The organism is Paenibacillus sp. FSL K6-1566, from assembly GCF_038050475.1.
GTDB classification, from domain to species: Bacteria; Bacillota; Bacilli; order Paenibacillales; family Paenibacillaceae; genus Paenibacillus_AQ; species Paenibacillus_AQ lactis.
In genome coordinates this window covers 5,227,379-5,247,997 of record NZ_JBBOSR010000001.1, presented here as the reverse complement: position 1 = coordinate 5,247,997, position 20,619 = coordinate 5,227,379, and the positions used below count along the sequence as shown (strand labels likewise).

Below are 20,619 nucleotides of genomic sequence, written 5' to 3'. Positions count from 1 at the left end.
CGCCGGATCTCTCCATACCCATAAGACTGAAGCTTTCGCTAAACTAGGGATTATCACGTCATGCGAAAGAAAGGAATGAAAGTTTCATGGGATCGAAGCTTCGGATCCATCAGGCTGACGGCTGTGATTTGAACGCTGTCGCAGCTTTGTTTAATCAATATCGCATGTTTTACGGTAAGCCGGATGATGCGGCCGGAGCGGCCCGGTTTATCGGGGAGCGGCTAGAGCTGCGGGACTCCGTCATCTTCGTTGCGGCTGCATTTCAGGAGCCCGCAGACGCCGCGTGGGAAGCTGCAGGCTTTGTGCAGCTGTATCCGTCCTTCTCTTCCCTTTCGATGTCCCGGTTATGGATCTTGAACGATCTTTATGTCGCGAAGGAATTCCGGGGGCATGGGATCGGACGGATGCTGCTTAATCAAGCCAAGGAGCACGCTGTGCGGTCAGGGGCCGCCGGGCTTACATTGTCAACCCATCCCGGGAACCTCGCTGCGCGACGGCTCTATGAATCGGCCGGATACGTGGAGGACAGCGAGTTCGTATGCTACAACCTCTCGCTGCAGAATACAGCCAGATAATGCATTCCTCTCGAGCAAACGACGGCGGCGTCCTGAATTAGGACACCGCCGTTTTTAGGTAACGTTACAGTTATTGATAAATCGATTTTAGTTTCCGAAATACCTCGATTCGCGCGATTTTCAGCTCCCACATCTGGTCGAGCAATTTACGCTGCATGCTCTCATCTTGGGTTGCCTTCAATTCGGCGTACAGCTGGTGCATCCGGTTGTTGATTTGATCGATGCATTGCCACAGCTCTTGCTCGGAATATTCCTCTTTGTCTGAGCACATCTCCGGCGGTTCCTGCATCTGCTTCAGCGTACTGATAATTTCGGCTTGCCAATGCTCATCACCCAAACGAATTGCCAGATTCAGAAGATCGAGATAGTCATCGAGGGATAATGAGGTGTGCTGCATATTATGATAATGCATGTGAACGTCCCCCTTAATGTACGCTTTGCGTTTTACCAAGTATTATACTAGGAATTGTAGTAATTTCAAGCGGCAATTGGGATGCCCCCGGGTAAAATGTATAACGCTCGCCTATTAGAGCTATAGTCATTGCGTCTTGGACGTGAGCTTCAGGATGGAGTAGGATGGAGGGAACAGCGACAGTTTTTGGATAAGGGTGAGCTTTGTGATTTCTTCTTTCTTAACTACGATGGTCGGCGTGTTCCTGCCAATCTCTTTGCCCGTGATCGGCGGTGCGCTGCTGAAACGGTTCAAGGGACTTGAGACGAAGGCGCTCTCGGCCCTGTCTCTCTATGTCATGAGTCCGGCACTCATCTTCGAAACCTTGGCGAATGCTTCCATAACCTCTGGCGAAGTGAACGTCACGATCATTTTCTGTCTTTTGAATGTTGTTGTGCTGTGGCTTCTCAGTTCGTTAGCCGGAAAAATGCTCGGTCTGTCCCAGACGGAACGGTCCGGTCTTGCACTGACCACGATCTTTACCAACAGCGTGAATTACGGTCTGCCGCTCGTTCTACTCGCTTTCGGACAGGCAGGTCTTGATAAAGCCTCCGTCTATGTGATCGTACAGATTATCATTATGAATACGCTAGGCGTTTATTTGGCGGCGAGATCCCATTTCTCGGCAGCCAAAGCCGTAAAATCCGTCTTTACGCTTCCTTCGGTATATGCCGCTATGCTGGCTGTGCTCATTCGCGTGACCGGATTCGAGCCTCCTCAAGGACTGGATACGGGAATATCGATGCTGTCAGCCGCTTATGCCCCGCTGGCGCTGGTGATCCTGGGGGCACAGATGGTTGGCGTTCGTGACAGCGATGCAGCCCGTTCGGTATCGAAGATCGGATTCTGGTCCGGCATGAGCATGCGGATGCTCGTCGCCCCGCTTGTGGCGTGGGGACTGCTGGCCGCATTGTCGATCAAGGGAACGCTGTTCGCCGTCATCCTCATCCTGTCGGCCATGCCGGCAGCGGTTAATGCCGTCATTCTGGCGGAGGAATATGATGCTGCGCCAAAGCTCGTATCGCGCTGCATCCTATGGACAACTCTGGCGTCCTTCATCTTGCTGCCTCTTTTGATCGGTATTCTATAGACGCATAAGGGTGGCCTTGCCGCCTGGTTCAAGCCGTGCACGCGCGTGTAATGAGTAGTAAGCTTCGAGAGCATTCCAGCATCTTACGCATGCGTAGAACGGATGGAGGTGGAGATGATGAGCAGGCGCGTTGATCGCGATGTAGAAATCGAAACCCGTAACGTGGAGGAGAGGAATGACTCCAGCAGGGTGGCATCTACGTTAATCAAGTATGTGGCATATCTGATTATCTTTTTCGGATTTTTGTATTTCCTGATTAAATATGTTTTCCCGATGTTCTAAGCGCCCGGATTCCCGAAAAGGAGCCTTCTCTTAGCGTTGTTGCCAAGGAGGCTCCTTTTTGTCATGGAGAGAGTTTTATAAATGCGTTCATTTTGGGTGAATCATGCTCTTTCATGCACAGGGAGCATACATACGGTATCATCGAAATCCGAAGCTTGATTGCAAGCTGTGGCAATAAGGGGTAGGCGTTCGGGGTAAACGGATATTTGACTTTATAAAATTTAGTAACTATAATAATTATATAAACATCGTTTTTCATAAACATCGATCTTCGTTATTATTTCGCAAAAAGGGCACGCTGTAACCGATGAGGTTCCATTCTGCCCGCAGCTTTCGTTTGAAAGTTTTGGTAAGAGCTTGTTTTAACACGGAGCACGTTTTCGTTTCTAATAAAATAAAGGAAGAGTCAGGAGTGAGGTAATGTCGGCTGTTTTGCATCCAGCGACGAAGCTGGGCGCCGTCTCGCTGCGCATTAGCGATTTGGCGCAATCGGTTCGTTTTTATACGGAAGTGGTAGGTTTAAGAATGCTGCGACAGCACGGCAGAGTTGCCGAGCTTACGGCAGACGGCAGAGAAACCCTGTTAACGCTTGAGGAGATTGAGGGGTTCGAGGAGTCCAAGACACGTACAGCCGGGTTGTACCATTTCGCCATTCTGGTACCGGACCGGGTTAGTCTGGGGCTTGCGCTGCGGAATTTGCTCGCCCATCATATTTCAGTCGGTCAAGGGGACCATCTGGTCAGCGAAGCGCTCTACATTAATGATCCGGATGGCAACGGCATCGAGATCTACGCCGACCGGCCTCGCGAAACCTGGAAGCGGGATGCTCAAGGGGAATACATCATGACAACCGATCCGGTTGATATCGATGGATTGCTTGCTCTGTCCGCGGATAAGGAATGGAACGGACTTCCCGAAAATACCGTCATCGGACATGTGCATTTCCATGTATCGGATCTTCACCAGGCCCGTGCGTTCTACTGCGATACGCTTGGGTTTGAGCTGACCGCCCATTACGGCGGAGCCGCCCTGTTTATCTCCGCAGGCGGATATCATCATCATATCGGGTTAAACACATGGGCCGGTATCGGCATTCCGAATACGCCGCGCCGTGCAGCCGGTATCGAAAGCTTTACCATCTTGCTTCCAAGCGACGAGGAGCTTCAAGCAGTAACCGGGAGAATCCGCGAGGCAGGCTTTACTCCTGTACAACGGGAGGGCGCTTGGTTCGTTCAGGATCCGTCGGAGATTTGGATCCGGCTGCTGGTCGCATAAAGATAAATCCTGGCGGATACCATCCGTCAGGATTTTTTTGCTTGGGAGACAAGGAAGAAGAACCCTCGCCCCCATCTCAATCTAACAGCACTTAGATCCGATTCAACTGTTCCAGCGTCTGGAGCATATGATCCGCCAAATTCGGGATGTCCTCCATCTGCTCCTCGTTAATGGTGCGCGAGAACCGTACCTCGGTCATGCTGCGATATCCATCTGCTTCTTCTCCAACGATGTAGGTTACGGTCTGCACCGGGGGAATCTCGGGTTCCCATATGGCGGCAACGATCCGGGAAATTGCCGCGCATTCATCTTCAATCCTCTTCACGTTTTTATAAAAGCGGACTTTCAGCTCGCAGCCCGGCTGCTTCCCCGGTGTTTCCAATATCTCGGCCGCAAGCTCCTGAAGTCCGGCATCAAGCCGAATTTCCGCAGCTGCCTCCTTCAGACCCCTCAATTCAAACGTCAGGCTGAAGCTTCTCGACATGACGGCCATGTCCAGCAGATCCTCCCGACCGGTAATGAGGACGAGCTCATCCAGATTGTCCAAGTCGTATATTACGTTCTCAATGCCTACTTTTAAATTTTCAAATACCGTCGGGTCAAACATCGTGCACATCCTTTTTACGATTCATTGAACATCCTTCCATTCGTGGTTAATATACCATACTTCATTCTGTATTCGAAAATTTGCGAGCGATAGATCAAGGCGGACGACAGCGGTTTTGAAGAACGTCCCGTTCGGCCGGCAGCCCCATCTAAAGGTTCCCGTTCGGCGGCAATTCCAGGAGATTGGAGGGTTCGAGAGGATGAACATGACTTGTAAGAGTGAAGATAACCCAAAATGAAAGAGACTGGAAGTATTGACCAATGGGAGGAAACCGGATATGATCATCCATAACAGTAAAATTAATTTTACCGGTAAAAAATACGGAGGTGGATAAATGGATTTTACTGCAGTCTACAAAATTTCAACGCATGAGCAGCTTAAAGCGATTGCCGATCCCTTGCGGACGAAAATGCTGATGAATCTTGTGAAAAATGAATATACCGGCCAGCAGCTGGCAGAAATGCTTGGGATTACCCGCAATAATATCTATTTTCATCTCAGGGAGCTGGAGAAGCACGGCGTTATCCGGGTTGTCCGGAAAGAGGAGAAGAACGGCATCGTTCAGAAATATTACCGGGCTGCTGCAAGCCGGTTTATTCCCGAGGAGCATCTGCTGCCCAGCCTGGATTTGGTCGAAACCTCAAGGCAGGTATTTCTTGAGACGCTCGATACTACGCGATCCCAAGTCGAGCATGCGCCAGCAGCATCCTTTGCCTTGGATCCCACCCATGAGAGCAAGAGAAAGAACATTGCCTCCACTTACAGCTTCTATGCAACGGAGGAGAGCTTCCACGCGTTTATTGAAGAATTCAAGCAGCTGATGGACAAGCATTTCACCATGCGGAATACGGAAGCAAGCGAGGCTTCGCGATCCGAAGATGAGAAAAGCTACCGGATGTCCTTGATCGCGTTTCCCGATGGAGACGAAGGGACGGACAGTCAAGAACGACAGCAGGATGGAGGATAGAATACATATGGAAAACAAGCGGCATAACATCGTCATCGATGATGCCTGGTTTACGGTATCCGAGCTGGACGAGGCGACCTATGCAATCAGTGAATTCGGCCATTGGGAAAAGGTCCACTCCTATTTGCTGCTCGGCAGTGAACGGGCAGCGCTTATCGATACGGGGCTCGGCATCGATAATATCAGGCGGATGACCGATCAGCTAACCGACCTTCCCATTATGGTGCTGACGACTCACGTTCACGCCGACCACATCGGAAGCCACGGCCAGTACGATGAAATCTACGTGCATGAGGCCGAGGAGGACTGGCTTGTCAGCGGAATCAAGAAGCTGTCGATCGAACAGATCCGGAAGGATATTTCGCGTGACATTACGAGACCGGTGCCGGCTTCATTCAATCCCGTTACGTATACACCGTACCAAGGACGCCCTACAGGTCTGCTGCGGGACGGGGACGAGATTGAATTGGGGAATCGAAGGCTGGTGATCTATCATACCCCGGGCCATTCTCCCGGACATATCGCTGTTCTCGATACGAGCAGAGGCTATCTGTTCACCGGGGATTTGCTGTATGACGAAACTCCCGTATACGCGTTCTATCCGACGACGAGTCCGGAGGATCTCGTCCGCTCATTGGAACGGATTGCGGCTATCGAAGGCGTAACGCAAATTTACGGGGGGCATAACCGGCTCGGGCTTCCTCCGGAGCTGCTGGAGGTTGTCCGGGAGGCCGCCAGGGAGCTTAAGGAGAAGGATCTGGTCCGCTTCGGGACAGGCATCCACCGCTTTGATGGATTTTCAGTACAATTCTAACGGACAAGGTTTGCGGCCAGATCAGCATGTCTCGCCGGGGCAATTGCCTTGGCAATGCAGCACAAATAGCCTCCGGCAGATATGTTGTTCATCTGCCGGAGGCTTTTTTAGGTGAAGAGAAGGACTCAATCCATATTTTTGCCGTAGTAAATTTCGTTCATTTCGAGCGTCAATCGCTCGGTAATTTCCTTCTGCTCTTGAGGGGACAGCTTGTCTTTCGTGTATCCGAACAAGTAGTTATCCAGGTCGAATTGCTTCAGCTTGCATTTGGTGTGGAACAGATTCTCCTGGTACACGTTGACGTCGATCATATCGAACATCTCTTTGACCTCGTCCGGGATATAGTTCTGGATCGAGCTGATCTCATGGTCGATAAACAGCTTATGGCCGTGAATATCGCGAGTGAAGCCGCGGATTTTGTAGTCGATGGTCATGATATCCGTATCGAAGGAGTGGATCAAATAATTCAGCGCTTTCAGCGGCGATATTTCGCCGCAGGTGGACACGTCGATATCGGCGCGGAAGGTGCTGATGCCTTCATCCGGATGGAATTCGGGGTACGTATGCACGGTAATATGGCTCTTGTCGAGCTGAAGCATCACGTTGTCCGGCAGCGGACCCGGTGATTCATCATATGATTCCTCGGGGACCTCGACGACCGGGCCTTCGGATACCAGGACCGTTACGCTGGCCCCCTGCGGAACGTAATCCTGCTTGGCGATGTTCAGCACATGCGCGCCGATGATATCGGCGACATGGCTTAGAATTTTCGTCAGCCGGTCGGCATTATACTGCTCGTCAATGTATTCGAGATAAGCCTCCCGCTCCTCCCTCGTTTTCGTATAGCATACATCGTACATATTGAAGCTGAGAGATTTGGTCAGGTTGTTGAAGCCATGTAAGGTGACACGCTGTTCCGGTGTAATATCCATATGAATTTCCCCTTGTGATTGATATATCAGGTTCGTGTTATTCTTTCCCATCATGACGATTCCTAGTCGATGCTTCGGGATGTCGCCAGATATCATGATGTTCTTACCCGAATTAAGGCGGGGAGTAACAAAAGGATTGGATGAGGGGATTAAATTTGGGCCCCTTGTGGAGCGGAATTTCCATAACGCGAAAAGAAGGATACCTTGCGGTCGCAAAGTATCCTTCTATGGTAGGGGATGTTTTGAAGATACGCTTGCAAGATGAACCTTTGGTTTGCTGCCAAAGCTATCTTGATTTCCCCAAAATTATCCCCCAATTATTCGCTCCTGAAGCTATTGGCAGCAGAGAAGGCCCTGTCCCGATTCCATGCGGGATTTCAGGCTTGCGAGCATATCCTCCCACGCTTTAACATGCCACGACCTCGCTGCTTGCCAGTCGGCAGAGTCCTTCCAGCCATGATGCTTAAGCGTTACCCGTGTCTCTTCCGTCTCTTGGGCGAGAATGACTTCAACCCAAGTAAGCTCATCGCTGCGGTTCATGATGTCCGCAAACGGATCGGGCCCTTTCCATTCAAAAGCTAACGTGTGCGGCTCCTGATACTTCAGGATAGTGCATCCGGTTGTGCTCATGCTGCTTTTATCCCCGGGGTTGAAGTAAAGCTCGAATTTTCCTCCCTCCCGGGCTTCAATATCGGCTGCCGGCGCAAACCATTCCGTAATGCGTGCAGATTCCGTCCACGCGCGCCATACGAGCGTTATGTCAGCCTGGATCTGTGCTTCCTGCGTGATGATCATATCCACTTCTCCTCCATTCAACCGGTAACCCTGACAACGGATTTATCCTAATACATTCCTCTTCGTCCCATTATAACGGGGAAAATCGGAGGGGAATTCTTCTACTTTGCTGAGTTGCTCCGGTCCTTTTCGAACAGCAGCAGCGGCAAATTCACGACGATGGGCGGATCATACGGCTGGGGCTCCCTAAGCGTGATGGCCACGCTAATATCCGTCGTTTCATTGATATGAACAGGCGTGTCCAGCTTGCCTCGCAGCGAATGGTTCAGCAAATAGTAGTCCTTCGGATTCAGGCTCCACGGAATACCGGCTGCCAGTACGTAATATGTGCCTGGAGGAATCCCGGTAATGACGCAGGTTCTCCGCTTCAGGTTAACGGCGGTGCCGGCGGCGGGTTTCTGATCAGGTACAGGTCTTGGGAAGAGCCCCACGTAGATGATGCCGTGAAAAGCAGAAGGGGCCTCGATCCGGCAATGAACCCGCGGCAGTCTCCCCGATTTTTCGTCTTTGAAGCTGAGCGGCTTATGTCTATATTGATTGACATATTGATGAAGGGACTCGGAGACGGAACGGAATTTGCTCGGAGAGAGACCGACAAATTGCTTGAAACGCGTATTGAAGGTGCCCGGGCTTGTAAGTCCGACATGCATCCCGATCTTGACCAGCAGGGAGGGGGCTTTCAGCAGCTCCGATTTGCCGGATTCAACCCGGAGGGCGGATAGATAGTGCCTTACCGATATGCCCGTGGCTTTTTTGAATATTCTTGAAAAATGAAACGGACTATACCCCGCCTGATCCGCCAGCTGCCGGGTAGTTAAAGGCTCGTCCAGATGCTCCTTCATATATTGGATGGCTTGGGCAATGATTTCGCCATGCTCTTCGTTCATTTTGTAGAATCACCAACTTTTGATGATAAGATTTGCGAGACCCGTCATGACAGACCGATGCCTAGTTTTCTGATGATCTACTATCTTCTTTAACCCCCATGCTTTTTCCTGCCTGATCCGGTTGCCCATTCATTGAAACACCGTTAAACTTAAAGGATGGTATGTTTGTTAACGGTCGGCAGCCGCTCGAACCCCTGCCCGGTAAGAAGGACGCGATCATGCGGCTTCAGCTTACACGGTGCGCACTTTTCCCTGTGGGAACGGTTCGTGGTCCGGGGTCTGCCTAAGATGGCAATCGATCCAGCTCGAATCGGGCGACAGGACGAATAAATTAGTTGCAAAGTAGTGATATAAGGAGTTTTTATCCATGAATGTGGAAACGAATGATAGAGAATCCATGAATATGGACGCCGCGCGGGAATACCTGCAGCGGTATTATGGTTATCCGGATTTTCGGGAAGGTCAGAAGAAGATCGTGGACAGCCTGCTGCACGGAAGGGATACGCTCGGCATTATGCCGACCGGCGGCGGAAAATCCATCTGCTACCAAATTCCTGCCCTGATGCATCCGGGGCTGACGCTTGTCATCTCGCCTCTGATATCCTTGATGAAGGACCAGGTGGATGCATTGACGACGGCGGGCATCAACGCCGCTTACATCAATAGTACGCTGAGCGGCAAAGAAGTGAACGAGCGCATTCGCGCGGCCAAGCGGGGGGATTTGAAGCTGCTGTACGTCGCGCCGGAACGGCTTGAGCTGGACTGGTTCCGTGAGGAAATGGCCAGCCTGGATATCTCCATCGTCGCCGTAGACGAGGCGCACTGTGTGTCTCAGTGGGGGCATGACTTCCGGACAAGCTATCTTTCAGTGGCGCCATTTGTCGCGGAGCTGCCCGGAAGGCCGATTGTTGCGGCATTCACGGCAACGGCCACACCGGAGGTCATGGAGGATATGCAGCGTCTTCTCCGCCTAGATGACCCGCAGGTATTCGTTACAGGGCTTGGCCGCGACAATCTTGAAATGTCGGTGCTGCGCGGGGAGAATAAGCGGGAGTTCGTACTGAATTACGCGGCTTCGCACACCCACCAGCCGGGCATCATCTACGCGGCCACCCGCAAAGAGGTCGATGATCTGTGTCAACGGCTGCAGGCCCATGGATTGCTCGCAGGCCGGTATCATGCCGGGATGAGCGATGCCGAGCGGGCCGAGAGCCAGGAAGCGTTCCTGTATGACGATATTCGGGTCATCGTCGCCACGAATGCGTTCGGCATGGGGATCGACAAATCGAATGTGCGTTACGTTATCCATTACAATATGCCGAAAAATATGGAGTCCTACGTGCAGGAGGCGGGCCGTGCGGGAAGGGACGGCGAGCCGAGCCAGTGCATCCTGCTGTTCAGCGCGCAGGACATCATGACCCAGAAGTTTCTGATCGAACAGAACCCGCAGGATTCGGAGCGCAAGCATAATGAATACCGCAAGTTACAGCAAATGATCGATTACTGCTATACAACGCGCTGCCTGCGCAGTGCCATGCTGGATTATTTTGGGGAGGAGCACGACGATAAGCCGTGCGGCACATGCAGCTCCTGCACGGACGATCGGGAGCTGATCGATATTACCGTGGATGCGCAGAAGATCTTCTCCTGCATTCATCGGATGCGCGAGCGGTTTGGCGTGTCTATGGTGGCAGCGGTTTTAAAGGGCTCACGTGCCAAAAAGGTTCTGGAATACGGCTTTGACCGCCTGCCCACCTATGGCGTCATGTCGAACCGAACCGAGAAGGAAATATCCGAGACGATCAATGTGCTCATCTCGGAGGGCTATTTGGCGCTGACAGAGGGACAATATCCGGTCGTGAAGCTGCAGAGCGGGGCTGCTGAAGTGCTGAAGGGCCAGCGCGAGGTCATGCAGCGCGTGCCGAGACCTGCACGCACCGCCGGCAGCACGCGCAGCGCCAGCCGCCGCGATTCATCGCCATCGGCGGTCAACGAGACGGTGTTCGAGCAGCTTCGCCTCATCCGGCGCGAGCTTGCGAGCAAGGAGCATGTGCCTTCCTACATCATTTTCAATGATGCAACGCTGCGCGAAATGAGCGTGGTCTGCCCGCAGACCGAGGACGAAATGCTGCAGGTCAAAGGTGTAGGGGAAGTGAAATTCCGCAAGTACGGTCGGCCGTTTCTGGAGTTTTTTCAAAATGGCCCGGGGGTTTCGGCGGAAAGTGATGACTTGTATGATTATGAGTGAGAGGCGATCGCAATCCCTGCGATGAAGAGGCGTTAGATCTGCGGATCGCTCGCTGCCTGTACGGAATTTGAAGAGAAGGATCGTGAATCATGAAAGTCATTTTATCTACCTTGAACGCAAAATATATCCACACCTCTCTTGCCATACGCTGCTTGAAGGCTTACAGCGAGAAGGATTTTGATATCGAACTGGCGGAATACACCATTAAGGACCCGGTCATGAACATCGTCTCCGACCTGTTTCAGCGCCAACCGGATGTGATCGGATTTTCCTGCTATATCTGGAACATCGAAGAGACCATCAAAGTGATTGATATCGTCAAGAAGATTATGCCCGAGGTTACGATCGTTCTCGGCGGACCGGAGGTTTCCTACGATACGGATTATTGGATGAAGCGGCTCGTTAACGTCGATTTTATCGTCATGGGCGAAGGGGAGGAGACGTTCCACCATTTGCTTCAGACGATCGAAGGGGACCGCAAATTCCATTTTGTGTACGGCATCGCTTATCGCAAGCAGGATGAGGTCATTATCAATCCCGGCAGGCCGAAAAGCATACTGGCCGAGCTGCCCTCGCCGCACCGCTTTCCGGAGGACATTCCGCATCTCGGCAAACGGGTGGTGTATTTTGAGACGAGTCGGGGCTGTCCTTTCAGCTGCCAGTTCTGTCTTTCGAGCATCGAGGTCGGCGTGCGTTATTATGATATTGAGCGGACGAAGGCCGACATTTTGTATCTGATCGAGAATGGCGCGAAGCTCATCAAGTTCGTGGACCGGACCTTTAACATTAAACGGGATTATGCGCTGGAAATGTTCGAGTTCCTCATCAAGAACCACGGCGGCTGCGTGTTCCAGTTCGAGATTACGGCCGATATTATGAGGCCGGAGGTGCTCGACTACTTGTCGAAGAATGCGCCGCCGGGCATATTCCGCTTCGAGATCGGCGTTCAATCCACGAACGATCCGACGAACGAGCTGGTGAAGCGGCGGCAGAACTTTGCGAAGCTGTCCCGGACGGTAACGATGATCAAGGAAAGCGGCAAGATCGACCAGCATCTGGATCTGATTGCAGGCCTGCCGCTGGAGGATTATGATACCTTCCGTAAAACCTTTAATGATGTGTTCGCTTTGGGGCCAGAGGAGCTGCAGCTGGGCTTTTTGAAGATGCTTCGAGGAACGGGGCTCCGCATTGATGCCGAGAAGTATAACTATACGTACATGGATCATGCGCCATACGAAATTTTGAGCAGCGATGTGCTGCCCTTCTCGGATATCGTACGGTTAAAGCGGCTGGAGGACGTGCTGGAGAAGTATTGGAACGCGCACCGGATGGACCACACGGTCAACTACTTAATCCGGCACGAATTTGCGTCGCCATTCGATTTCTTCCAGGAGTTCGGAGATTATTGGGAGGGCCAGGGCTGGCAAAAAATCGGCCATCAGCTCGAGGACCTGTTCACCCGCTTGACGGCTTTTTTGGAAGACCGCCAAACGCCGAACATGGACATCATTACCGGGCTGATGAAATTCGATTATTTCCTGGGCCATAAGTATAAGCCGCGTAAAATATGGTGGGAGCACACCCAAAATAAAGCGGAGTGGTCGGCCAACGTACGACGAATCCTGGAGCAGCCAACCGAGCTGTCGGACGGCTTCGCCGAGCTTGGCATTACGGAGAGAGAGCTGCAGAAGCATGCAATGATCGAGCTGCTGCCGTTCGACCTGCTGGATGTTATCCACGGCGGCAGTAACGGAATCCCGGTTGACAACCCGGAGCATGGACGTGCAGCTACGCTGCTGCTCGTGCTGTACCAGCAGGATGATCGCGGCCAGCCGCGGTATTTCACGATGCCGCTGGCGGGGGCGGCTGCAGGCGGGGAGCTCCTTGGTTAAAGGAGCTCCGGGAAAAGAGAATAAGGCGCCTGGAGCGTGAACAAGTCCCTATTCGGGACGTGTGTGGAGAAAAGCGGCGCCGGAGCGTGAACAAGTCCCTATGCGGGACGTGTGTGAAGGAATGCTGTGCCTGGAGCGTGAACAAGTCTCCTTTCGGGGCTTGTGTAGGTTCCAAGGTAACCTGCAGAAACCTCAAGTGTTAAAATCAAGGGGTTTCAGGTAACTGTATCTCCTCAGGGAATTAGGTAATGATCAGTTACAGTAAATTCTCATTAATAGGTATCTGCTACTCCTCGAGTAGGTTAACGGTTTGCCCCTTTCTAGAGAGTTGATGCTGCTACAGTATAATTCGATCCGATAATCGGTACGCTAGTGGCATAATACGATGAAAAAGGAGGGGGACTCGGGATGAACGAAAAGCAAGAGCACCGTCCTGATCAAAGCACCCAAGAGGAGCCGACCATCGCCCCAGGCATGGAAACGAATAATGATTTGCGCGAGGAGGCCACCGACGAGGAGATCCAACGGGGCGATTATACGGAAGTCACCCAGTTCGTCATTGACCGAACACCGGATGACGAGTAAATATAGTCGGAGAAACATGAGCGGGGTGGTTGGATAGACGCTCAAGTTGCACTTCGCGTTATAGCAAAAGGGATGCCCCTGGTCCATGGACCAATAGGCATCCCTTTTTTACATTCGTTTTCAACTACCCATGACAGCCACTGCTTCCCTTACCTGTTAAATCAAGCGTCTTTGGGGGTCGCGTCTGCTGAACTCTTGTCTTCGGCACTCGCGTCTTTCGCAAGCGCGTTTTCGGGGCTCGCGTTTTCGGTACGCGTGTCTTCGGCACTCGTGTCTGATGCATTCGCGTCTTCAGCACTCGCATCACTCGCGTCCCTCACATTGGCGTCTTCGATACTTGCAGCATCCCCAAGGGTGTCTGCAGGCGTATGCCGCTCCAACCAGTCCAGCAGATGCGCGGCGACTTCATCCCGGTTGATCTCATGCAGCATTTCATGTCGGCCGCCGGGATACAGCCGGTATTCCAGGTCCGCAATGCCGTATTCCCGATACAGTTCGATAAGCTGCCGGACGCCCTTGCCGCGCTGGCCGACCGGGTCCTCCTCGCCGGAGAAGATATAAACCGGCTTATCCTTGCGTAGCCCTTTCATCAGCTGTGGCTTGTGGAGCTGCAGCAGCAGCCGGAAGAAATCCCGGAAGAAACGGGCGCTGCATACTTGCCCGCAATAGGGGTCGTCAATGTATTTATCGACCTCGGCCTCGTCCCGGGACAGCCAGTCAAACGGGGTGCGGATAACGCCGAAGCCCTTGTTGTAGGGCCCGAACACGATGGCATTCAGCATCAGGCTGCGGTGTGTACTGCCCTGAAGGCGCATCTGCGCCGATGCAAGCTGAATCCCGAACGGGAGCATCTTCTGGGGCCCGTTCGTGCCGGAGAGGATGAAGCCGTCGAAACGATCGCCGTGAATGCACATGATTTTCTGGGTGAGGAATGAGCCCATGCTGTGCCCCATTAAGAACAGAGACAGGCCCGGGTAATCCTTCCGAAGCTCGGAAGCGAGCAGCAGCTGATCCTCAATCATGCCTTCGAACCCATTCTCTCCGGCGTCGCCGAGACGCTCGAGGTTCCCGGCCGTCAGCCCATGCCCGCGATGGTCGTTCGCGTATACCGCATAGCCGTGGGCAGTAAGCAAAGCAGCGAGCTCCTCATAGCGCTTGCCGGTTTCGCACATGCCGTGGGCGATCTGGACGACAGCCCGTACCCGGGTTTCTGTGTCCGGAAGCCATTTATATACATGGATCGACATGGCTTCAGCATTCAACATGGTAAACGTTTCGCTTTGCATCTAGGACTTGCACCTCCATACAGACAATAATTTACCCTGCATTGCCTCGTATGTCTTTGATGAATGGAGCCGTGCTACTTAAGGAAGATAGGAACGAAGAACCGTGGATTCCCCGTCCAGGGTGTAAGTCCCCAGGTTAGCAGGGAGCAGGAAGCATTGGCCGGACGTATATTCGATCGAGCCTCCGTCCCAACGCAGGGTTCCCTTTCCGTCACAGACGACGATAATGGTAAAGCTGTCCTCGGATGTCGAGAGCTCCCATGCCCCGTTAACGACGCCTTTCTCCACGATGAAGTAAGGCGATTGCGCGAGCTGGAGCCATTCTCCCGGAACAGCGCCTTCCGTGCTCATCTTCGTGGCCCCTGAGCCTTCATAGGCTGTGACATTGAGGGAATCCTCAATGTGAAGCTCGCGCGGCTTGCCGTCGAGCCCTGGACGGTTGTAGTCGTAAATCCGATAAGTGGTATCCGAATTTTGCTGGATCTCCGCGACCACAACCCCTGCGCACAGGGCATGCACGGTGCCTGCCGGTATGTAGAACGTATCGCCGGCTTTCACGGGCACCTCTTGGAGCTGCTCCATGACGTTGCCGTTTTCCATCGCTTCCTTCAGAACGTCGCGGGTAACGCCTTCCTTCAGACCGTAAATGATTTTGGCGTCCGGCTTCGCATCAAGCACATACCACATTTCCGTCTTGCCGAGCTCCCCCTTCGGAAGGCCTTCATAATCATCGGTCGGATGCACCTGTACGGACAGATTGTCGTTGCAGTCAAGCAGCTTGATCAAGAGTGGAAAGCGTCCGTTCACTTCGGAAAAGCCTTTCGCGCCGAACCATTCGCGTCCGAGCTCTTCGCGGATCTGGTCGAGACCGCGGCCAGCCAGCTCACCGTTTACGATCGTAGTCGTGCCGTTCGGATGGTCCGCGATCATCCAGCCTTCGCCGATATGCCCTTCGGGAAGCTCCAGGCCGAACTGCTCCAGCGCGCGGCCGCCCCATACACGCTCTTTAAATTCGGGTTGAAACAATAGTGGATAAGGTTTCGTCATTGTAAATCAACTGCCTTTCATCATGATGGTATTAATGGTTGATAAAATGGTTGTGCCTCATTGAACTCTTATCATAACGGCTTTTTTCGCTCCAGCGCAATAAGATATGGCGCATCCGGCCGCTGCAGTCCCCGGTACACGATCGTCTGAGCCGTGCTCCATGGCAGCCTTGCGGCCCAGGCCTCAACGGCGGCGGCCTCCGTGTCGCCGCCCCGGTGGCCGGGATACAGCACGATGGTGATGATGCCGCCGGGCCGCAGCAGCTGCAAGGAAGACTCAAGAGCGGCAATGCTGCTTTCAGGCACAGTCATAATCTGCTTATCCGCCGTGTCTGCCGGGAGATAGCCTAGATTAAACATGACGGCTCCGATCCGGCCATGAAGCTGGTCGGGAACGCAGCTATTCATGCGGGCATGGCTTTCAAGGTGCAGTGATACCTCGCCAATGGATGCTTGAGGCTCCTTGGCAAGCCTGCTGCGCGTCAGCTCCAGTGCTTCCTCTTGAATATCGAAGGCGAATACTTTGCCTTTCGAGCCGACGCAGCGTGCCAGAAACAGGGTGTCGGCGCCCGTACCGGCTGTGGCGTCCAGCGCAGCCTCCCCCGCCCGAAGCCGCTCCGACACGAGCTTATGCGCAAAGCTTAGAACGGACAGGAAACCCATTACGCATCCCTCCACAGCTTGCCCTGCCATGTATCCCGGCGTTTCAGCTCGGCATCGATGCCGTTGAGAACCGGCCATTTGTCGAGGCTCCACATCGGCCCGATGAGCAGCTCCCGCGGCGCGTCTCCGGTCAGGCGGTGAATGATCATCTCCGGCGGCAGGAATTCCAGGGTGTCGACGATCAAATTCACGTACTCGTCACGCTCCAGAAATCGCAGCAATCCAGCCTCATACTGCTTCACCATCGGGGTTTTGCGCATCAGGTGCAGCAGATGGATTTTGATGCCCTGGACATCCATCTTTGAGACCGCCTTGCCGGTAGCAAGCATCATTTCATGGTCCTCCTGCGGAAGACCGTAGATGATATGGGTGCACACACGGATGTTATGCTTACGCAGCTTCTCAACGGCCCTGAGGTAGCATTCGGTGTCATGGGCGCGGTTGATCAGCTCGGAAGTTGAGTCGTGAATGGTCTGCAGCCCCATCTCCACCCATAGATAAGTTCGTTCGTTCAGCTCGGCCAAATATTCGATGACATCGTCAGGCAGGCAGTCCGGGCGCGTTGCGATCGACAATCCAACCACGCCGGGCTGCTTAAGGATCACTTCATAATATTCCCGAAGCACTTCGACCGGCGCATAGGTGTTGGTGTAGGCCTGAAAGTACCCGATGTACTTCGCGTTCGGCCATTTCAGATGCTGTCTGTCCCGGATCGTATTGAACTGGGTGACCAGGTCATCCCGACGGCTCCCGGCAAAATCGCCGGATCCGCGTGCGCTGCAGAAGGTGCAGCCGCCCTTGGCAATCGTTCCGTCCCGGTTGGGACAAGTAAAGCCGGCATCCAGCATGACCTTGAACACTTTGTCCTGGAATTGGCTGCGCATCTCGTAATTCCATGTATGAAATCGTTTATCCCCCCATAATCTTGGGGTCTGAATCACTGTTGTACTCATCGCTTCTCCTTTACAGCACATCGATGGGCTGAATACGTTGTAAGCAGCTAAGGCCAGGCCCCGGGATTTCTCCAAAAGGATACGGCTTTTTCGGCTGCTTTTTCTTTGATTTGCGGCTTACGTCTATTGTAGCAAAAAACAGCCTTTATCGTCATATGGGGGTCTTACAGCCTAATTCTTCATTGTTACTTGAATGGGCCTCCCTTAGTTGGTATATTTAAATTAGAAAAATAAATATCTGTTTCAGGCTGTTTTGGTACGGGTATATATACGGAGAGGATTCATATTTGTAAGACGTCATGGATACAATAATACCGTGAGGTGATTGCGAATGAATTCATCGACAGTGAAGTCTGACAGAGATAAAATCGCTGTGGAACTTACCCCGAATGAAGCTTTGGCTCTGACCGGCGTGGAATTTAACGCCGACCATGATGTGAAGGCTTCGGCACAACGTAAAATTCGGGCCGCCTTTGAGAAGACATTTGATTTTCAAGCACAGGAAAGGTAAATATTTCACAGTTTAACTACCGCGGAACCCCAATTCCAATATAAGAAAGAGGAACCTGTTTCTTTTCCGAGAGGGAAAGATAGGGTTCCTTTTTCTATTGGCTCTTTACTTTTGGCTGTAACTTCGTCACAATAATGCAGTATCGGGATATGACGTCCCAATTCATTGGACAAGCTTGTGGAGGTATGTGATGCGTTTACGCGGGAGAAAAGGTATTCGGGAAAATCTGGAGCAGCAGGAAGACCTGGTCGTTTTGGACCCCGGTCAATATAGAGGAAAGTGGGCCGAGCTGTTCGGCAACGATCTTCCGATCCATGTCGAATTTGGCATGGGCAAAGGCCAGTTCATCAGTCAGATGAGCTATAAGCACCGGAATGTCAATTTTATCGGCGTCGATATGTACGACGAGCTGATCCGTCGTGCAAGCGAGAAGGGCCGGGGCGTATGGGCTTCGGAGGGAGTGGATACCCCGCCGAACTTGAAGCTGGCGCTGTTAAATATCGAGAACGTCGAGCAGGCTTTCGCTCCGGGAGAGATCGAACGGATTTATTTGAATTTCAGCGATCCGTGGCCTAAATCGAGACATGCGCGCCGCCGTTTGACGCATCCGCGGTTCCTGGATAAATATAAGGTGATTTTGAACGACAGAGGCCAGATTCACTTTAAGACGGACTCGGTCACGCTGTTCGAATTTTCGTTGAATGCTTTCGCGGATTACGGTTTGCAGATGACTAATATTTCCTTGGATTTACACCGCGACGGGCTGAACGAAGAGCATGTGATGACCGAATACGAGACGAAGTTTGTCGGGCAGGGGATGAAGATTCATCGCTGCGAGGTCCTTATGGGGGAAGCAGCGCTTGAAAGCTATCGACCGAACCGGCTGGAGAAATACGGAAAATAGTAGAAGGCGCAATGCCAGCTCCGTGCACTCCCTATGATAACGGTTACACGACTAATTATAATAGTAGAAAAAGATCGAACTTGCACCGATTCACATCCGGATCCTCGGGAAAATGGTCGATTATGCAGCTTCGTGCGGCATGGGATGGAAACGCGGTTTGTCAAAAAAAGGTGTACTCCAATTTCTAGGAGTACACCTTTTCATTTTCAAGCATGTCGATGATGCTTTTCGCGCTTTGCATGGGATGAAACCGCTCGATGTCCTTCAAATTTCGCTCCCGCTGTTCCTGGATGCGGTCGTATTGGTGAAGCAGCATGTTCATCCATTTGCCGATGACCTCAAGCGAGGTAATCGGCTCCCCAAGGCCTTGAGCCGTAAAATATTGGCAATTCTCTTCCTCCTGTCCGGGAAGCGGCTGATGAAACAGCATCGGAATGCCTTTGGCCAGCCCTTCCGTACAGGTCATTCCGCCAGGCTTCGTGACGAGCAGATCGGACACTTCCATCAGCTTGTCAATTTCGCGGGTAAAGCCCAGCAGCCGGATATTCGGGTGCTGGAAGCGCGGGTTGGCTTCCATCTCCTCCCGGGCCTTGTCATTGTTTCCAAGGCAGAAGATAATCTGGACTTGCTTGCTCCACCGGGTCAAATATTCGTTAACGACCTCGTCGTTCATAATGCCCCAGCCGCCGCCCATAACGAGAACGGTCGGCATATCGGACAGATTGAAGCGCTCGCGGATTTCATCCTTGCTTGGATGCGTCCAGAAGTCGGGGTGGATCGGAATGCCGGTCACCTGGATTTTCGCCTGGGAGACGCCGCGGTTCAGCAGCTTTCTCTTCACTTCCGGCGTCGAGACGAAGTAGCGGTCGACTTCCGGACTGATCCACGTATCATGGGCATCGTAATCGGTAATAACGGTACACAGAGGCACATCGGTGCCCAGCCGCTTCAAACGGGATATCACCGCGCTTGGAATGAAGTGCGTGCACACGATGATGTCGGGCCGAAGCGCCCTTACCACGTTCTTGGTGCTTGTATAGAAAATCCGGTGCAGCGCTAAAGCAGTAAACCGGTTAAAGGACTTCTGATGGCGGTACATGTACCCTACGAGTCTCGGGCGTGTCGTGATCGTCTTCCTGTAAGCCGAAATGATCAACGGAGCGATCTTGGGGTTCAGGAAGCTTCCGAGCTCTAGTACCTTCGTTTGTACGCTAGGGGACAATTGGCGCAGGCTGCTGGAGAGTGCGTGGGCGGCCTGCGTATGACCGGCACCGAACCCTTCAGATAACAGCAAGACTCTTTTTTTAGCCACTACTTTTCACCCGTTCTGCAGCGTTATTCTTTAACTTTAACATATCGGCTTTAGGAAGAGAATGCAACTATTTCCGGCTGCTATGAGGAGGGACTATGGTCCCGGATCAAGAAATCAATGCTGCCATGCGCTGCCGCATCCTGCTTGCTACTTAAGCCACTTGACGGCGATGCGGATTTTGTAGAAAAGAAGGGTCTGCGGACTTTTGACTTCGGTAAAAGGAGCCGCTACAATGATTCAAACGGACAGCAAAAAGTTTATTTAAAGAAAAGAGCGTGATGAATCAAAACTTTTTGGTTGTCTGTTACGTTTATTCATTGGCGGACAAGTTTGCGGTAAAAAAATTAGGCGGCCAAAAGAAATAAAAAGCAAGAAAACAGATGAAAATAAGAACTAAAGCCGTTTGAAACGAAGTTTGCTGCCACGCTGGACCGCAAGCTGAGCTCTTTTACGAAGTTTTTCGGTAAATTAGAGCATTCCACGCTTTTGACAAAAGATACGAAAGTGTGGAAAATCGTGTATGACGTGCGAAAAGCAGCCCCGC

The 20,619-nt window shown here is 52.4% G+C and carries 20 protein-coding genes and 1 pseudogene; 11 read left to right on the top strand and 10 right to left on the bottom strand.

Annotated features, from left to right (window positions below; genetic code table 11):
• Positions 1-86: 86 nt before the first annotated feature.
• Positions 87-575: a GNAT family N-acetyltransferase gene (locus NST08_RS23280; protein ID WP_251535521.1), complete on the top strand. Its 489-nt coding sequence runs from the start codon at positions 87-89 to the stop codon at positions 573-575.
• A 70-nt stretch (positions 576-645) separates the two neighbouring features.
• Here NST08_RS23280 and NST08_RS23275 read toward each other — a convergent pair whose 3' ends face one another.
• Positions 646-987, bottom strand: a complete 342-nt coding sequence (locus tag NST08_RS23275) for a hypothetical protein (protein ID WP_144867444.1) — start codon at positions 985-987, stop codon at positions 646-648.
• Between the two features lie 205 nt (positions 988-1,192).
• Here NST08_RS23275 and NST08_RS23270 point away from each other — a divergent pair, with 205 nt between their 5' ends.
• A complete protein-coding gene (locus NST08_RS23270; protein ID WP_144867442.1) occupies positions 1,193-2,116 on the top strand; it encodes an AEC family transporter in 924 nt (307 codons plus the stop codon).
• A 702-nt stretch (positions 2,117-2,818) separates the two neighbouring features.
• Positions 2,819-3,673, top strand: coding sequence for a VOC family protein (locus NST08_RS23265; protein ID WP_144867439.1), 855 nt, complete (start codon positions 2,819-2,821; stop codon positions 3,671-3,673).
• Between the two features lie 91 nt (positions 3,674-3,764).
• Here the strand turns inward: NST08_RS23265 and NST08_RS23260 are convergent, their stop codons facing one another.
• A complete protein-coding gene (locus tag NST08_RS23260; protein ID WP_144867437.1) occupies positions 3,765-4,280 on the bottom strand; it encodes a hypothetical protein in 516 nt (171 codons plus the stop codon).
• A gap of 334 nt (positions 4,281-4,614) precedes the next feature.
• Here NST08_RS23260 and NST08_RS23255 point away from each other — a divergent pair, with 334 nt between their 5' ends.
• Entirely contained in the window at positions 4,615-5,247 is a 633-nt protein-coding gene (locus tag NST08_RS23255; RefSeq protein WP_210094439.1) for a winged helix-turn-helix domain-containing protein, read from the top strand.
• 7 nt (positions 5,248-5,254) lie between these two features.
• Positions 5,255-6,061, top strand: coding sequence for an MBL fold metallo-hydrolase (locus tag NST08_RS23250; protein WP_007127223.1), 807 nt, complete (start codon positions 5,255-5,257; stop codon positions 6,059-6,061).
• 125 nt (positions 6,062-6,186) lie between these two features.
• Here NST08_RS23250 and speD read toward each other — a convergent pair whose 3' ends face one another.
• The 3 genes from speD to NST08_RS23235 form a co-directional block, all read right to left on the bottom strand.
• Positions 6,187-6,993, bottom strand: coding sequence for an adenosylmethionine decarboxylase (speD, locus tag NST08_RS23245; RefSeq protein WP_028403751.1), 807 nt, complete (start codon positions 6,991-6,993; stop codon positions 6,187-6,189).
• Positions 6,994-7,326: 333 nt separating this feature from the next.
• Positions 7,327-7,788 (bottom strand): SRPBCC family protein, encoded by a 462-nt coding sequence (locus tag NST08_RS23240; RefSeq protein WP_144867433.1) that lies wholly within the window; start codon positions 7,786-7,788, stop codon positions 7,327-7,329.
• Between the two features lie 101 nt (positions 7,789-7,889).
• Positions 7,890-8,675 (bottom strand): AraC family transcriptional regulator, encoded by a 786-nt coding sequence (locus tag NST08_RS23235; RefSeq protein ID WP_341342331.1) that lies wholly within the window; start codon positions 8,673-8,675, stop codon positions 7,890-7,892.
• Positions 8,676-9,042: 367 nt separating this feature from the next.
• Here NST08_RS23235 and recQ point away from each other — a divergent pair, with 367 nt between their 5' ends.
• The 4 genes from recQ (at position 9,043) to NST08_RS29965 (ending at position 13,818) form a co-directional block, all read left to right on the top strand.
• Positions 9,043-10,923, top strand: a complete 1,881-nt coding sequence (gene recQ, locus NST08_RS23230; protein ID WP_341342330.1) for a DNA helicase RecQ — start codon at positions 9,043-9,045, stop codon at positions 10,921-10,923.
• Positions 10,924-11,012: 89 nt separating this feature from the next.
• On the top strand, positions 11,013-12,815 hold the full coding sequence (locus NST08_RS23225) for a B12-binding domain-containing radical SAM protein (RefSeq protein WP_341342329.1): 1,803 nt from the start codon (positions 11,013-11,015) through the stop codon (positions 12,813-12,815).
• A 408-nt stretch (positions 12,816-13,223) separates the two neighbouring features.
• Positions 13,224-13,400: a hypothetical protein gene (locus tag NST08_RS23220; RefSeq protein WP_340899461.1), complete on the top strand. Its 177-nt coding sequence runs from the start codon at positions 13,224-13,226 to the stop codon at positions 13,398-13,400.
• Between the two features lie 160 nt (positions 13,401-13,560).
• Positions 13,561-13,818, top strand: a complete 258-nt coding sequence (locus NST08_RS29965; protein ID WP_445933648.1) for a pentapeptide repeat-containing protein — start codon at positions 13,561-13,563, stop codon at positions 13,816-13,818.
• Here NST08_RS29965 and NST08_RS23215 read toward each other — a convergent pair.
• The 4 genes and pseudogenes from NST08_RS23215 to NST08_RS23200 form a co-directional block, all read right to left on the bottom strand.
• Positions 13,766-14,686 (bottom strand): annotated as a pseudogene (locus tag NST08_RS23215) (alpha/beta hydrolase); the annotation flags it as partial. The gene NST08_RS29965 and the pseudogene NST08_RS23215 sit on opposite strands and share 53 nt — an antisense overlap.
• 78 nt (positions 14,687-14,764) lie before the next feature.
• Positions 14,765-15,733 (bottom strand): type I phosphomannose isomerase catalytic subunit, encoded by a 969-nt coding sequence (locus NST08_RS23210; protein ID WP_341342328.1) that lies wholly within the window; start codon positions 15,731-15,733, stop codon positions 14,765-14,767.
• A gap of 71 nt (positions 15,734-15,804) precedes the next feature.
• Positions 15,805-16,395, bottom strand: coding sequence for a class I SAM-dependent methyltransferase (locus NST08_RS23205; RefSeq protein WP_341342327.1), 591 nt, complete (start codon positions 16,393-16,395; stop codon positions 15,805-15,807).
• Positions 16,395-17,348: a TIGR01212 family radical SAM protein gene (locus NST08_RS23200; protein ID WP_144867422.1), complete on the bottom strand. Its 954-nt coding sequence runs from the start codon at positions 17,346-17,348 to the stop codon at positions 16,395-16,397. Before NST08_RS23200 ends, NST08_RS23205 begins: the two co-directional genes overlap by 1 nt.
• Positions 17,349-17,679: 331 nt before the next feature.
• Between NST08_RS23200 and NST08_RS23195 the strand changes: the two genes are divergently transcribed.
• A complete protein-coding gene (locus NST08_RS23195) occupies positions 17,680-17,859 on the top strand; it encodes a hypothetical protein (RefSeq protein ID WP_007127234.1) in 180 nt (59 codons plus the stop codon).
• A gap of 190 nt (positions 17,860-18,049) precedes the next feature.
• Positions 18,050-18,763: a tRNA (guanosine(46)-N7)-methyltransferase TrmB gene (gene trmB, locus NST08_RS23190; protein ID WP_210094432.1), complete on the top strand. Its 714-nt coding sequence runs from the start codon at positions 18,050-18,052 to the stop codon at positions 18,761-18,763.
• Between the two features lie 184 nt (positions 18,764-18,947).
• Here trmB and NST08_RS23185 read toward each other — a convergent pair whose 3' ends face one another.
• Positions 18,948-20,075 (bottom strand): UDP-N-acetylglucosamine--LPS N-acetylglucosamine transferase, encoded by a 1,128-nt coding sequence (locus NST08_RS23185; RefSeq protein WP_007127236.1) that lies wholly within the window; start codon positions 20,073-20,075, stop codon positions 18,948-18,950.
• Between the last annotated feature and the right edge of the window lie 544 nt (positions 20,076-20,619).